13 protein-coding genes are annotated in these 13,952 nt (G+C 72.4%); 7 read left to right on the top strand and 6 right to left on the bottom strand.

Annotated elements, in window-relative coordinates:
* The coding region (locus AB0J71_RS10360) for a BTAD domain-containing putative transcriptional regulator (protein ID WP_364413698.1) at positions 1-1,233 on the bottom strand (1,233 nt) is incomplete at its 3' end.
* Between the two features lie 111 nt (positions 1,234-1,344).
* Positions 1,345-4,689, bottom strand: coding sequence for a serine/threonine-protein kinase (locus AB0J71_RS10355; protein WP_364413696.1), 3,345 nt, complete (start codon positions 4,687-4,689; stop codon positions 1,345-1,347).
* A 99-nt stretch (positions 4,690-4,788) separates the two neighbouring features.
* Between AB0J71_RS10355 and AB0J71_RS10350 the strand changes: the two genes are divergently transcribed.
* Positions 4,789-5,328 (top strand): hypothetical protein, encoded by a 540-nt coding sequence (locus AB0J71_RS10350; protein WP_364413694.1) that lies wholly within the window; start codon positions 4,789-4,791, stop codon positions 5,326-5,328.
* 37 nt (positions 5,329-5,365) lie between these two features.
* A complete protein-coding gene (locus AB0J71_RS10345) occupies positions 5,366-5,806 on the top strand; it encodes a PPC domain-containing DNA-binding protein (protein WP_352324809.1) in 441 nt (146 codons plus the stop codon).
* 117 nt (positions 5,807-5,923) lie between these two features.
* Here the strand turns inward: AB0J71_RS10345 and AB0J71_RS10340 are convergent, their stop codons facing one another.
* On the bottom strand, positions 5,924-6,058 hold the full coding sequence (locus AB0J71_RS10340) for a hypothetical protein (protein ID WP_352324808.1): 135 nt from the start codon (positions 6,056-6,058) through the stop codon (positions 5,924-5,926).
* Between the two features lie 190 nt (positions 6,059-6,248).
* On the opposite strand from AB0J71_RS10340, the gene AB0J71_RS10335 reads away from it, so the two are divergent.
* The gene (locus tag AB0J71_RS10335; protein ID WP_352324807.1) at positions 6,249-6,851 is read left to right on the top strand and encodes a DNA starvation/stationary phase protection protein; all 603 of its coding nucleotides are present in this window, start codon (positions 6,249-6,251) and stop codon (positions 6,849-6,851) included.
* Positions 6,852-7,211: 360 nt separating this feature from the next.
* On the top strand, positions 7,212-7,499 hold the full coding sequence (locus AB0J71_RS10330) for a DUF3040 domain-containing protein (RefSeq protein WP_352324805.1): 288 nt from the start codon (positions 7,212-7,214) through the stop codon (positions 7,497-7,499).
* A 26-nt stretch (positions 7,500-7,525) separates the two neighbouring features.
* Here the strand turns inward: AB0J71_RS10330 and AB0J71_RS10325 are convergent, their stop codons facing one another.
* The 3 genes from AB0J71_RS10325 to AB0J71_RS10315 form a co-directional block, all read right to left on the bottom strand.
* A complete protein-coding gene (locus tag AB0J71_RS10325) occupies positions 7,526-8,614 on the bottom strand; it encodes a LacI family DNA-binding transcriptional regulator (protein ID WP_352324804.1) in 1,089 nt (362 codons plus the stop codon).
* A 43-nt stretch (positions 8,615-8,657) separates the two neighbouring features.
* Complete coding sequence (locus AB0J71_RS10320) at positions 8,658-9,530, bottom strand: PfkB family carbohydrate kinase (protein WP_352324803.1); 873 nt, start codon at positions 9,528-9,530, stop codon at positions 8,658-8,660.
* A 61-nt stretch (positions 9,531-9,591) separates the two neighbouring features.
* Positions 9,592-10,593 (bottom strand): SIS domain-containing protein, encoded by a 1,002-nt coding sequence (locus AB0J71_RS10315; protein ID WP_352324802.1) that lies wholly within the window; start codon positions 10,591-10,593, stop codon positions 9,592-9,594.
* 286 nt (positions 10,594-10,879) lie between these two features.
* On the opposite strand from AB0J71_RS10315, the gene AB0J71_RS10310 reads away from it, so the two are divergent.
* From AB0J71_RS10310 to AB0J71_RS10300, 3 genes are read left to right on the top strand one after another with little or no spacing between them, the layout of a single operon-like run.
* Positions 10,880-12,202, top strand: coding sequence for an extracellular solute-binding protein (locus tag AB0J71_RS10310; protein ID WP_352324801.1), 1,323 nt, complete (start codon positions 10,880-10,882; stop codon positions 12,200-12,202).
* A 29-nt stretch (positions 12,203-12,231) separates the two neighbouring features.
* Entirely contained in the window at positions 12,232-13,119 is an 888-nt protein-coding gene (locus AB0J71_RS10305) for a sugar ABC transporter permease (RefSeq protein ID WP_352324800.1), read from the top strand.
* Positions 13,113-13,949 (top strand): carbohydrate ABC transporter permease, encoded by an 837-nt coding sequence (locus tag AB0J71_RS10300; RefSeq protein ID WP_364413692.1) that lies wholly within the window; start codon positions 13,113-13,115, stop codon positions 13,947-13,949. Before AB0J71_RS10305 ends, AB0J71_RS10300 begins: the two co-directional genes overlap by 7 nt.
* Positions 13,950-13,952 lie beyond the last annotated feature (3 nt).

Genomic DNA, 13,952 nt, shown 5'->3' with positions numbered 1-13,952 from the left:
CAGGACCGCGCCGCGCGGCGTGCCCGGCAGCAGGTGGCGGAGCTGCGCCTCGTCCACGGCGTCGTCGAGCACGACCAGCACCGCCCGGTCGGCCAGCCGCTGGCGGAGCAGCCCGGCGCGTTCCTCGGCCGAGGCGGGGATCATGGCGCCGTCCAGGCCGAGCGAGCGCAGCAGCACGTCGAGCAGTTCGCCGGGGTCGCGCGGGCCACGGGCGTCCTGGCCGAGCCGGACGAACAGCTGCCCGTCCGGGTAGTCGGCGCGCAGCAGGTGGGCCAGGTGCACGGCGAGCGTGGTCTTGCCGATGCCGGGCAGCCCCGACAGGATCGCGATCGGCGGGCTGAGCCGGTCCGGCCGCGCCCGTAACAGCGGCAGCAGCTCGGCGATCTCCGGCTCCCGGCCGACGAAGTCGGCGGTGTCGGCGGGAAGCTGGCACAACGCCTGGAGCGGGACGGCCGCCGCGGGCCACTGATCGGCCGCCCCGGTCGTTCCCGGCCGACGGTCGAGGTCGGGATCGCCGGCGAGCAGCGCGGCGTGCAGACGGCGCAGCTCGGGGCCGGGTTCCAGGCCCAGCTCGGCCACCAGCAGCTCGCGGGCCTCGCGGAACGCCTCCAGCGCCTCGTCCCGGCGGCCGCCGCGGTGCAGGGCGATCACGAGCTGCTCCCACAGCCGCTCGCGCAGCGGGTGGGCGGCGATGAGGGCGCGCAGCTCGGCGACGAGGTCGTCCTGCCGCAGGGCGAGCCGGGCGTCGATCCACTCCGACCGGGCGACCGCGAGACGTTCCTCCAGTTCCAGCAGCCGGGGGGCCATCGCGCCGGTGAGCGGCACGTCCTCGGCGGGCGCGCCGCGCCACAGGGCGACGGCTTCGGCGTAGGCGCGCTCGGCCGCGGCCAGGTCGCCCGCCGCCCGCTCGCGCCGGGCCAGCCGCAGGGTGTCCTCGAACACCAGCAGGTCCAGGCTGCCCGGCGGGACCTCGCAGACGTAGCCCGACCCCTCGGTGCGCACCCGCAGGCCGCCGCCCTCCAGGGAGCGCCGGAGCTGGTGGACGTAGGTCTGGATGTTGGCCAGCGCCGAGCGCGGCGGATGGTCCCAGACGGCGGAGATCAGGCGCTCCCTGGAGACGGTCGCGTTCGGGTGGAGCAGCAGGACGGCGAGCACGGCCCGCTGCTTGCGGCTCAGGTGCACCCGCCCGCCGGGGCCGTTGACCCGGATCGTGCCGAGGATCGCGAAGTCCACCGTGCCTCCCTCGTGGCCGAACGGAAAGATCGGCTTTCCGGACGGCAGTACATCCCCCGCGACGGCGTTTTGACAATCCCGGGTGAGGGACCCTGACCCGGGCCCGCCCGGTCAGCCGCAGACGGGCCGGTACGGCAGGGCGGGCACGTACGTCCGCCACTCCCGCTCGGTCAGCGCCCGCCCGGCGCGCGCGCAGACCGTCTTCGCCACCAGTTCGGCGGCGGCCGGGACGCGCCCGACGGTCCCGCCGGCGTCCACCGTCAGGACGTGCGAGCCGTCGGGGGCGAAGGCGATCGACAGCAGCTCGCCCTCGTCACGGTCGAGGCCGCCGCCCGGGTCGGCGGACAGGCCGAGGTCGCCGCCCGTCCTCGGGTCGATCAGGCGGACGCGGCCCTGCCCCGCGTTGACCGCGACGAGGTCCTCGACCGGCGAGTACGCCGGCGTGCCGATGACGGGGAAGCTCTGAGTCTCCTCGGTCAGCCGCCGGCCGCCCGCGTCCCAGGTGCTCAGCCGGCCGCGCGAGTCGAACACGACCACCCCGTCCCCCGCGTGGGTGAAGCGCACCCAGGAGCCCAGGACGTCCTGGCCGAAGACGCTGAACGGCGAGCCCGCGACCCGGCCGTCGGCCGCCCGCAACACGCGCACGTCCAGGCCGGTCACCGCCAGCCGCCCGCCGTCGGGCGCGAACGCCAGGTCCACGACCTGGCTCAGCGGCGTGCTCCACAGGCGGCGGCGCGCCCGCCAGTCCCACAGCTCGACCGCGTCCTTGCCGCTTCCCGGGGCGTCGAGCACGAGCGCGAGCCGGCCGCCGTCCGGGCTGAAGCGGACGAGCTCAGGTTGCGCCCGCCCGGCGCCCACGGTGAACCCGCCCGCGGGCTTCCTGGTCGCGGTGTCCAGAACGCTGACGTCCTGGCCGGACAGCAGCGCGAGGCTCCGGCCGTCACGGCTGAAGGCGAGCGCGCGCCCGGCGGGCAGGCGGCCGGACGTCCCGCCCCCGATCTGGCGGAGCGCGCCGTCCACGACGAGGTGCAGGCCGTCCTCGCCGAGGTCGGCCCGCTCGTGCGGCGGGTCCTCGACCGGCTCGTTCACCAGGTCGGCGACGTCCACGGCGAACACCTGGTCGCCGACGAGATAACGGAAGGTCGTGCCGTCGAAGGCGGCGGCCGGGCGGGTGCCGGCCTCCACGTCCCCGCGCACCGGCACGGCGCTCAGCAGGTGGCTGTCGGGCAGCCGCCAGAACTGGACGGTGGCGTCGGTGACGGTGGCCAGCAGCCGGCCCGCGTGGTCGAAGACGGGATCGCCCTTGTTCCAGACGCCTTCCGTGCCCTCGCCGACCTCCTCGGTCCAGCCTTCCTCCGTCTGCCTCAGGGTCAGGGTGCCGTCGCCGGAGGTGGCCAGCCACCGGCCGTCAGGGCTCAGCGTGCCGCGCCGGGCGGCGGGGTCGGTGACGTCCCACTGCTCGCTGTCGTCCGGCTTGACGATCACCTTGCGGCCCTCGTGCCGGCGGACGGCGTCCTGCCAGCCCTCGACCAGGTCCCTGATCCGGCGGACCGGCCAGGCGCCGACCAGGCGGCCGGTGCCGGCGTCCCAGGCGCGGGCGCGGCGCCCGGTGGCGGCGACCAGCGTGCGGCCCGAGGGGGACAGCCCGATGTCGGACACCCGGTCGCGGCCGAGGCCCAGGCCGGAGATCAGCGTGAGGCGCCGGCCGGTGCGCAGGTCCCACAGCCGCGCCTGGTCCTGGCCGACGCTGAGCAGCGTGCGGCCGTCGGCGCCCAGCGCCCGCATCGTGCTGCGGGCGGCGGCCGGGTCGCGGAACATGCCGCGCTCGCGCTGCGCGAGCGCCGCGGTCAGCGCCGCCCTGGCCTGCGGCGTGGGCCGCAGCCGCCAGGCGGCCACGGCGAGCAGCCCGGCGAGCACCGGATCGCTGCGCCTGGTCGCCTCGGCGCGCGCGGCCAGGCGCGTGGACTCCGACGTCGTCAGGCGGTCCTGCAGCTCGTCGGCGCGGGCGGCGGCCAGCCTGCTCTGCTGGACCGCCAGACCGCCCGCGGCCAGCGCGGCGACCAGCAGCCCCGCCAGGCTCAGCGTCAGCAGCCGGGCGCGGCGGGCCCGGCGTTTGGCCAGCCGCGCCGAGGACTCCAGGAAGTCGCGCTCGGCCTGGGACAGCCTGATGTCGCGGCGGGCGGTCGCCGCCCAGCTCAGGGCCTCGTCCAGCATCGTGCCGTGGAACAGGCCGCCGTCCCTGCGGCCGCCGTCGTCCCAGCGCCGGACGGCGGCCAGGATCGAGCCGTGCACGGCCAGCCCCTCCCTGTTGGCCTCGATCCAGCGGCGCAGCCGCGGCCAGGCGTGCGGCAGGGCCGGACGGGCCAGCCAGACCTCGCGGCCGTCGCGGCCCAGCAGGTACGCGAACACCTCCAGGATCCTGGTGACCGCCGGAATCTCGGCCGCCGGCCGGCCGGCCACCAGCTCGTCCAGGGCGGCCTTCCTGGTGGCCAGCTCGCCCATGCCGTCCACGGTGAACAGGCGCAGGAACACCTCGGGCGCCAGCTCCCGCTCCGCGGGGGCCAGCAGGGTGTAGGAGTCCTCGGCCAGCGTGCCGAGCGCCGGGTCGGCGACCGTCCCGGCGACATGGGCGGCCTGCCGCCCGCGTTCGAGCAGCCGCGCGGTGTCGAGCCCGCCGTCCCCGCTGACCAGCGCGAGCAGCAACTGGCGGGCCTCGGGACGCCGGCCCGGCTCCTTGCTCAGCGCCGCCGACACCAGCGGGCGCAGCGAGTCGGGCAGCGCGGCCAGGTCGGGCGTGGCCGACAACACCCGGTGCATCACCCCGCCCAGGCTCTCGGCCTCGAACGGGTCGGCGCCCGTGGCCGCGTACAGCACGACGCAGCCCCAGGCGAACACGTCCGCGGGCGCGCCGGCCCGCTGGCCGCCGAACACCTCGGGCGCCATGTACGTCGGCGTGCCGGTGACCAGGCCGGTCGCGGTCAGCGACATCTCGGCGGTCCGCGCGATGCCGAAGTCGATGACCCGCGGGCCGTCCGGGCCGAGCAGCACGTTGTCCGGTTTGAGGTCGCGGTGCACCACGCCGGCCTCGTGGATGGCGGTGAGCGCCGTCGCCACCGCCGTGGCCAGGCGGTGCAGGTCGCCGCCGGAGAAGCGGCGTCCGCCGGCGACCGCCTGGCGCAGGCTCGGCCCGGCGACGTACTCGCTGACGATGTAGGGGCGCGGGCCGTCCAGCTCGGCGGCGAGCACGCGGGCGGTGCAGAACGAGGCGACCCGCCGCGCCGCCTCGGCCTCTCTGGCCAGCCGGCCGGCCTCGTCGCCGTGCAGCACCTTGATCGCCACCCGGGCGCCGTCCTCGGCGTAGGCCTCGTAGACGACGCCCTGACCGCCGGCGCCCAGCCGTCCGGCGAGCCAGTAGCCGCCCAGGCGTTGCGGGTCGTCAGGGGTCAACGCGTTCACGGCTGGTTGGATGCGGTGATCGTCGGCAAAGTTGCGGGGATTTTTGTCGATTTATCGGTGCTTGACATTCCAGCGGCGTCAGGACCTAGGATCGCCGCCGTGCTCATGACCTTGACGCTCAGCGCGGCGCTCGTCCTGACCGGAACGCCCGCGCAGGCCACCAAACCCGTGTCGTTCCGGGGGTTCACCCTCCAGATACCGGTCTCCTGGAAGGTGAAGAAGGACCCGATCGGCGGGCTCGACGTGGTCACCGGGACCTGCTCCAAGCGGGCGACGGAATGCCCCGGCTTCTCCCTCGGCGGGCCGCGGGCCATCGCCTACGCGTCCGAGGGCGGCACGTACCGGCCGGGCCAGCCGTACCACCCCAGCAGCGGGGTCGTGGAGTGCGTCCCGGACCGGCGCTACCTGGAGGGCGTGCCGCCCCTCCGGCCGTCCCGCGCCGCGACCGTGCAGGTGGGGGCGGGGCACCCGGCCCGCTTCACCGAGTGGAGGCTGGGCTGCCAGACGAAGACCAGCAAGCCGGCCCCGGTGTCCTTCACCCAGCGCGTCTGGTACCTGCGCAAGGAGAAGGTGCTGGTCGTCGACCAGTGGAAGACCCCCGGGCTGGGGGACATCCTGGCCAGGGCCGTCTGGAAGTGACCGGGTTGCCCGCGCGCCCTGCGGGCAGGAGATCGTCATGCGCAGCAAGCGGCTCTCCACCGTCGAGGAGCAGACGTACGCGGTGGTCCTCGACCCCGGTGACGAGGTGGTCGAGAGCCTGACGCAGTGGGCGGCCGACAACGGCGTCCGCGCCGCCCGGCTGACCGGCATCGGCGGGTTCCGGCAGGTCACGCTGGGCTTCTTCGACCCGGAGGCGCTCCGCTACGACCCGATCCCGGTCGACCGCCAGACCGAGGTGCTCTCCCTGATCGGCGACTTCGCCATGCCCGACGACGACGTACGGCCCCACCTGCACGCCCATGTGGTCGTGGGCCTGCCCGACGGCACGACCCGCGGCGGCCACCTGCTGGCCGGGCAGGTGTGGCCGACGCTCGAAGTGATCGTCACGCAGTCCCCCCGCTACCTGCGGCGCCGCCACGACCCCGCCACCGGCCTGGCCCTCATCGACCTGCGCTGACCTCGCGGCCTGTCCTGGCCTCTCGACCCGCGCTGACCTCGCGGCCCGTACTGGCCTCTCGACCTGCGCCGGCCTCTCACCCTGCGCCGCAGCCGGCCTTTCCCCGTGTGCCGGCGGTCACTCGAAGTCGTCCGGGTTCAGTTCCTTCATGTGTTCGAAGCGCTCGCGCTCCTCGTCGTACTCTTCCTCGCCTCCGGGGCCTTCGAGGTCGGCCGCGGGCGTCTCTTCGTCCTCGGGCTCTTTGCGTCGCATGGTCATCCCCCTCCCGGCGGACCGGGCACGGGGCTCCCCCGCGCCCATCGCTCCGGCTACCCCTCTGACCTGCGGGCAAACGATCGCGGGCGGCGGATGTTGACCGGCTCTTGTGCGGGCTCGTGGGGGCGCTTGGCGCGCCGGAGGGGAGGTTTCCGGGCGATTGTTCCGACTATCTGAGGAGATGTACGTGCCCACCAAACGGTCCGCCAAGCCGACCCGGTCGAAGCCCGACAGCCAGCCATGGCTGCACGTGAACGGCGTGGAGATCCAGGAGTACGGCACCGTGCGGATGTTCCCGCTCGGCCTCTCCCGCGACGCCCGCGAGTACTCCTGCCAGCGCCTGAACCAGATCCTGGCCGACACCCAGATCCTCTACAGCCTGTACAAGAAGCACCACTGGCTGATGCGCGGCCCGACCTTCTACCAGCTGCACCTGCTGCTGGACAAGCACGCCTCGGAGCAGATCGCGCTGGTGGACGCGATGGCCGAGCGTGTGCAGACGCTCGGCGGCGTCGCGGTGGGCGACCCGCGGCACGTGGCCGAGATCACCGTGATCCCGCGCCCGCCGAACGGCTGCGAGGAGGTGCCCGCCATGCTCTCCCGCCTGATCGAGGCGCACGAGACCATCCTCGTGGCCGCCCACGACGCGGCCGGCCGGGCGCAGGAGATGGGCGACGACGGCACCAACGACCTGCTGGTCTCCGACGTCATCAGGACGAACGAGCTCCAGACCTGGTTCCTGATCGAGCACCTGGTGGACACCCCGCTGGTGGAGAAGCCGGACAGCTGACCGGCCCGCCCGATGTCCGGTAAGCCGGAAATCGACGCCAGGTGAAGGAAATGTCTGGATTTAGGCGGACATCGCACACCGGGCGTAACGGTTCATACCGGGCGCGGTAAGGCACCGCATCGAGCCCGCACCGCCGGGTACGGAGGGATCGCGGGCCTTCGGGGCCGCCGGCGACCCGCCAGAGCGCGCCGCCACGAAGGCGTGCCTCACCAGCGGGACGCCCTCTGACCAGGGCCGGCCCCGACCGGGCCGCCCTGACGGGGGCTACTTCTGACCGGGAGCGACGGAGAACGACATGACCGAACCGCTGACCTCACCGCCCGCCCCCGCCCACGGCGTCGCGGGACGGGAGCGGCGGCCATGAGCCTGTCGGACCGCGAACGCCGCATCCTGGCCGAGATCGAGCAGGATCTGCGCTGGCAGGACCGCGACTTCGCCTGCCGCATCGACGCGCTCAACGCCAAACCGGCCCGGCGCCGCCGCTGCCCGGTGACCCGCAGGGAGATGGCGTTCATCCTGGTCATCGTGGTCGCGATGACCCTGCTGTCGGCCGTCGTGTTCGTGGCGGCGGGCCGTCCGCGCACCCCGCCCGCGCCGCGCCCCTCCCGCGAGGTGGTGACCACCTCGCCCCAGGTCACCCATCCCTGACCGTCCCCTGACCGCCGGCCGCCCGATCAGGACGGCGGCGGGGCGACCGAGGCGCGGGTGACCAGGCGCGAGCGCAGCGTGTGCACGTCGTGCCGCGGCTCGGCGCCGTCGAGCACGTCGAGCAGCACCTCCGCGGCCTTCGCGCCGAGCTGGTGGACCGGCTGCTCGATCATGGTCAGCGGCGGGTCCATGACGGCCGCCCAGGCGCTGTCGTCGAAGCCGATGAGCGAGATGTCGGCCGGATAGGACAGCCCGGCGGCGCGGACGGCCCGCAGCGCCCCGGTCACGGCGTCGGTCTCAGTGCAGAACAGGGCGGTGGTGCGGTCGGGCAGCGCCAGCATGCGGGCCACCTCCTGGGTGGCCCACTCCTCGGTCTTCGGGCCGGTCATGACCAGCTCGGGGTCGAAGGGGATGCGGGCGTCGTCGAGCGCGTCGAGGTAGCCGCGCAGGCGCTCGCCGTCGGTCCACACGTTGCGGGCCTTCTCCAGCAGCGCCCGCCTGGTCACGGGCGGATCGACCGAGGACGGCCCCCACACGAACCCGATGCGGCGGTGACCGGCCGCGATCATCACCTCGACCGCCTCGCGGGCCGCGCCGCGGTTGTCGATGACGACGGTGTCGAGGTCGAGCGGCGCGACCGCGCGGTCGACCAGCACGATGGGCATGCCCCGGCCCATGGCCGCCCTGATGTGCTTGACCTCGTCGCGCCCCACGGCCGCCGAGGCGATGATGACGCCGTCGACCCGCTTGTCGATGAGCACGTCGGTGGCCGCCACCTCCTCGTCGAGCCGCTCGTACGTGCTCAGCACGATCGTGTCGAACCCGCGGGCGCGCGAGGCGTCGGAGATGCCTCGCATGACGCCCGCGAAGAACGGGTTGCCGATGTCGGCCAGGATCACGCCGAGGGTGTGGCTGACCCCCGTGGACATGCTGCGGGCCAGGGCGTTGGTGCGGTAGCCGAGCTTCTCGGCCGCCGCCAGCACCCGTTCGCGCAGCTCCGGGCTGACATAGCCGTAGCCGCCGAGGGTGCGGGCCGCGGTGGCGCGGCCGACGCCGGCCTCGGCGGCCACCTCCGAGATCGTCGGCCGGCCCGACTGGCTCCGGTCGGCTGCCATCGAACGGGTTCCTCGTTTCTGGGGGGTCGCGGGCACGCCCATGCTAGCCGCGCGGGGCGGGCCTGCCGAAGCCGAAGGCGCCTTCGACGAAGCACTGGTCGTAGGCGGTCTCCGCGCCGGCCAGCAGCGCCCGCAGGACCGGCCCGCGGCCGGGCGCGGCGCCCTTGCGCCAGCCGTCGCGCAGCAGGGAGACGGCGAACCCGGCGAGGAACGCGTCCCCGCAGCCCATGGTGTCGACGATCTTGCCCGGGTCCTCGACCAGCCGGGCGGGGGCGGTGACCAGGTCGTGGCCGTCGTAGGCCATCGCGCCGTCCACGCCCCTGGTGCCGAGCGCCAGGCGGGCGCCGCTCGCCACGGCGCGGGCCAGCAGGTCGCGGGTGCCCGCCTCGTCCAGGTGGGAGCAGGACAGGAGCACCAGGTCGGCGTGCGGGCAGACGCGGTCCAGGTAGGCGGGGGTGCGGTAGTCGTCCTCGCTGGACAGGTCGAAGCTGACCAGGGGACGCAGGCCGGCGAGCCGGGGCAGCTCATCCTCAGTGCCGGAGTAGACGCTGGAGTGCACCAGGTCGAACGAGCCGGCGTAGGCGAGCAGGTCGCCGGTCAGCGCCAGCGGCTCCCGCACGGTGACGCCGCCGCCGTTCCAGCCCAGGAAGACCCGGTCGCCGTCGTCCACGCGCAGCCGGGACACGCCGCTCTCGCCGGGACGCACCACGCAGCGGTCGACCGCGACGCCCTGCGCGGCGACGGCCTCGCGCAGGAAGCCGCCGAGGTCGTCGTCGCCGAAGACCCCGAGGTAGGCGGCCTCGACGCCGAGGCGGCCCGCGTAGACGGCGACGTTCACGCTGTTGCCGCCCGGATAGTCGATGCCCCGATCGACGAACCGGTCGACGATGTTGTCGCCGAAGCCGAGGACTCTCATTGTTCTCCTGAGTCGGGGGTGGGCCGCTCCCGCCGCCGGGGACGGGAGCGGAGGCGGTGGCCTAGTAGTCCATGACCCGGTAGTAGCGGCGCAGGTCGAGCGAGTGGTCGCGGACCCGCTCCAGGTGCTTGCTGACCCGGCCCATCACGGTGTCGAGGACGATCGGGGCGAGCAGGCCGCGGAACTCGGGGCTGATGCCGTCGAGCGGGTAGTCGCGGGTGTCGAAGACGGTGACGTCCTTGGAGATGCGCTTGGCGAACGCCTCGGCGCGGTCGGTGAGCGCGCGGGTCTCGTCCTCGCCCTGGAAGATGATCACGCTCGTGTCCTCCTCCAGCAGCTCAAGTGAGCCGTGGAAGAACTCGGCGCTGTGCACGCGGGTGGTGCGCAGCCACTGCATCTCCTCGAGGATGCACATCGAGTACAGGTACGTGAATCCCCACAGGTTCCCGCCGCCGATGAGGAAGTGGTAGTCGGTGTCCTTGTGGGCCTCGGCGAACGCGGCGGCCACCGGCTCGGCCTGCTCGGCGACCTTGAGCATGACCTCGGGCAGCTTGGCGAGCTCGTCCGCGAGCTTGCCGTAGCCCTCGAACTCGCCGCGGCGGGACAGCAGGCGGCCCATGAACAGCAACATCTGCTGGTCGAACGGCCACGCCTTCGGCTCCGAGACCAGCACGGCGTCCACGGCCTTGGCGATCGGCGAGTCGGGGTAGCCGGTGAAGCCGATCGTGTAGGCGCCCCTGTCCTTGACGTACTCGATCGCGCGCAGGCTGTCCTCGGTGGTGCCGGAGACCGAGGTGAAGATCGCGACCGTGCGCTCGCCGAGCCGGGCGTCGCCCGAGACGACCAGCTCGGCCGCGATCGCGGCGCGCACGTCGAGCGTCGAGTTGCGCCTGGCCAGGTGCTCGTAGGGCCACATCTGGGCGTACGTGCCGCCGGCGCCGACGAGCAGGAGGGTGTCGAACCCCTGGTCCACGAGCCGATCGACGAGCTCCTCGATCTGGGGGCGCAGGGCCACGGTGCTGGCCAGCTGCGACAGGAATTCCGGCTCGTTGAATCCGAGCATCTTCGCGTCCTTTCGGGAAAGCTTGCGGGCCGGCGGCGTCCAGCGGCCTGATACCGGTATCACGCGGAGGTCACGCTGACACAGGATCCGGCCGCGCGTCAACACCCGACCTGCGAGAACTAGCCGCATGCTGCTGTTTCATCGTAGGAAAAACCCCGCTGGAAGGCGCCGGGAAAGAAAATCTTGCTTTCCGCTCTGGTACCGGTATCAGTTCATCTGTACAGTCAGCCAACACCCCCACCGCGGACCGGCAGGTCCCCCTCTCCCTCCGAGAGAAAGGAAGCCCATGCGCCCTCGCGCAATGACGTCGTTCGCGGCGCTCCTCGGGACGCTCGCCCTGGCCGGCTGTTCCGGCGGCGGCGACGGAGCGGCCAAGGCCCCCGCCGCCGACCTGTCCGCCAAGCCCGACTTCTCCGGCACGCTGAGCATCCTCACCAAGTTCGCCGGCGACCCGCTGCAGCCGTACTTCGAGGACCTGGCCGCGGCGTACCAGAAGCAGCACCCGGGCGTGAAGGTCGAGCTCATCCAGGAGACCGACCAGAGCATCAAGGACAAGACCAAGACGCTGACCGCCTCCGACGCGCTGCCCGACGTCTTCTTCACCTGGAGCGGCAACTGGGCGGAGAACTTCGTGCGCGGCGGCCGGGCCGCCGACCTGAGCAAGGTGATCGGCCCGGACACCGAGTGGGGCAAGACGTTCAGCCCCGGCTCGCTGTCGGCCTTCGCCTACGACGGCAAGTACTACGGCATCCCGCTGTACGGCAACGGCAAGTTCATGGGCTACAACAAGACCGCCTTCGACAAGGCCGGCGTCAAGGTGCCCGGCACGTTCGAGGAGCTGGTCGGGAGCTGCGCGGCGCTGCGCAAGGCGGGCTACGAGCCGATCGCCTTCGGCAACAAGGACGGCTGGCCCGCCCTGCACTACCTCCAGCAGCTCTTCGCCTACGACGTGCCGGCCGACGTCCTGCAGGCCGACTTCAGCCCGAAGACGGCCAAGCTCGACAACCCGGGCTACGTGACCGCGCTCAACCGGTTCAAGACCCTGGTCGACACCTGCACCGACACCGGCAAGGGCACCAACGGCGTGCTCTACAGCTCGGCGCAGCAGGCCTTCCACGACGGCAAGGCGGCCATGTACTACCAGGAGGTCCTGGAGTTCGACAACGCCACCGACAAGAACGGCCTCAAGCCGGACGACTTCGGCATCTTCCAGCTCCCCGTCCCCCAGAACGCGGCCGGCGACCCCAAGACCATCGAGGGCGCGCCCGAGGGCTACCTGATCAACGCCAGGTCTCCGCGGGCCGCGCTGGCCGTCGACTTCATGAAGTTCGTGACCTCCACGCAGAACGCCAAGACCCTGTCGGCGCCCCCGTACGGGCAGCCCAGCACGGTCGTCGGCGCGGTCAGCCCCGAGACCTCCAGCAAGGCCGTCTACGAGGGCATGGAGCAGGTCAACAAGGCGCCGCGGCTGGCCGCGTGGCTCGACACCGTCACCGTGCCCGAGGTCGCCGACGCCTGGCTGGCCGGCGGCGAGGCGCTGATCAGCGGCGGCTCGACCCCCGACAAGGTGCTGGCGAGCGTCCGCGCGGCGTCGGAGTCGGCGAAGTAGGCCGGGCGGGCCGGAGGGAGGGCATGCCGGTGCGTGCCATACGTCAACGGGCGCTCGGCCTGGCGTGGGTGGCCCCCGCGCTCGCGCTGGTCGTGGTGTTCGTCTACCTGCCGCTGGTGCAGAACTTCCAGTTCAGCACCCTCAAATGGGACATCTACAGCGGCACCCAGGAGTACGTCGGGCTCGACAACTACCGCAAGCTGATCGACGACCCGGTCTTCTGGTCCGCGCTGGGCAACAACGTCCTGTACGCGGTGGTCTCGATCGTCTTCCAGGTGTTCGGCGCGCTGCTGCTGGCCGCGCTGATCGAGGGCGTACGCAGTGAGCGGTGGCAGCGCGGCCTGCGGGCGGTGTACTTCATCCCGTCGGCGATCTCGATGACCGTCGCCGGCCTGCTCTTCTACTTCATCTACGAGCCCAACCTGGGCCCGCTCAACCACCTGCTCAGGGCGGTCGGCCTGGACGGCCTGGCCCAGGCGTGGCTGGGCCAGGAGAGCACCGCCATGTCGGCGATCATCGCGATGAGCCAGTGGCAGGGCTTCGGCTACTCGACGCTGCTGTTCGCGGTCGCGATCCAGCGCATCCCCCGGGAGATCTACGGCGCCGCCGCCATCGACGGCACCGGCCCGGTCCGGCGGTTCTTCCACGTCACGGTTCCGCTCGTCCGGGAGATGACCGGGCTGATGATGATGGTCACGATCTCGGGCGCCTTCCAGGTGTTCAACGAGGTCATGGTGATGACCAGCGGCGGCCCCGACAACTCCAGCCAGGTCCTGGGCACCTGGCTCTACCGCAGCGGCTTCGTGCGCAACAACTTCGGCTACGCCGCCGCCATCGCGACGGTGATCTTCGTCATCACGCTCGGCATCGCCGTGGGACAGATGTGGGTCACCCGTAAGAGAAGGGTGGAATGGTGAGTCGCCGCGGCTTCCTCGGCGTGATCGCGCGCGTGTTCCTCTGGGCGTTCCTGCTCTGCCTCGCGGTGGTCGTGCTCTATCCCCTGCTGTGGATGGTGCTCAACGGGTTCAAGTCCAACAGCGAGCTGTTCGGCAACCCGTTCGCGCTGCCGTCGAGCTGGAGCTTCGAGAGCTACCAGAAGGCGTGGAACCGGGGGGTGAGCGACTACCTGACGACGAGCGTGCTGGTCACGCTCACCTCCACGGTCGCCACCGTGTTCGTCAGCGCGTGGGCGGCCTACGGGCTGACCCGGGTGGACATCCCGCTCAACCGGTTCGTCACGATGGGCATCCTGGGCGGGCTCATGCTCGCGCCGACCGTGGCGCTCGTGCCGCTGGTCAAGATGTTCCAGGCCATGGGGTTGTACAACAGCTTCTGGGCGCTGCTGATCCTCTACACCGCGTTCCGCATCCCGTTCACCACGTTCCTCATCCGGGCGTACATGATCGACCTGCCGCGCGAGGTGGACGAGGCCGCCGAGATGGACGGGTGCACCCGCTGGACCGCGTTCTGGCGGATCATCCTGCCGATGTGCAAGCCGATCCTCACCTCCACCGTGCTGCTGCACATCCTGTTCGCCTGGAACGAGTACCTGTTCGCGATGGTCTTCACCAGCGGCGCCGGCGTGCAGACGCTGCCGGTCGGCCTGACCAGCCTGATGAGCAAGCACGGCACGGACTTCCCCGTCGTCTTCGCCGGGATGGTCATCGCGGCGCTGCCCGTGGTGCTGCTGTTCTTCCTCGGCCAGCGCTACATCGTCAAGGGCCTCGCCGACGGGGTCGGGAAGTGAGTC

Origin of the sequence: Nonomuraea sp. NPDC049637, from assembly GCF_040675235.1 — a bacterium.
In the GTDB taxonomy this organism is placed as follows: domain Bacteria; phylum Actinomycetota; class Actinomycetes; order Streptosporangiales; family Streptosporangiaceae; genus Nonomuraea.
This window is presented reverse-complemented; position numbering and strand designations above follow the sequence as displayed.

What these genes read in the sequence shown, in the direction of transcription:
- AB0J71_RS10340 (WP_352324808.1), bottom strand. Translation starts at nt 6,058, where the DNA reads ATGCGACGCAAAGAGCCCGAGGACGAAGAGACGCCCGCGGCCGACCTC.
- AB0J71_RS10330 (WP_352324805.1), top strand. Translation starts at nt 7,212, where the DNA reads ATGAGCCTGTCGGACCGCGAACGCCGCATCCTGGCCGAGATCGAGCAG.
- AB0J71_RS10320 (WP_352324803.1), bottom strand. Translation starts at nt 9,530, where the DNA reads ATGAGAGTCCTCGGCTTCGGCGACAACATCGTCGACCGGTTCGTCGAT.
- AB0J71_RS10315 (WP_352324802.1), bottom strand. Translation starts at nt 10,593, where the DNA reads ATGCTCGGATTCAACGAGCCGGAATTCCTGTCGCAGCTGGCCAGCACC.
- AB0J71_RS10345 (WP_352324809.1), top strand. Translation starts at nt 5,366, where the DNA reads ATGCGCAGCAAGCGGCTCTCCACCGTCGAGGAGCAGACGTACGCGGTG.
- AB0J71_RS10310 (WP_352324801.1), top strand. Translation starts at nt 10,880, where the DNA reads ATGCGCCCTCGCGCAATGACGTCGTTCGCGGCGCTCCTCGGGACGCTC.
- AB0J71_RS10300 (WP_364413692.1), top strand. Translation starts at nt 13,113, where the DNA reads ATGGTGAGTCGCCGCGGCTTCCTCGGCGTGATCGCGCGCGTGTTCCTC.
- AB0J71_RS10325 (WP_352324804.1), bottom strand. Translation starts at nt 8,614, where the DNA reads ATGGCAGCCGACCGGAGCCAGTCGGGCCGGCCGACGATCTCGGAGGTG.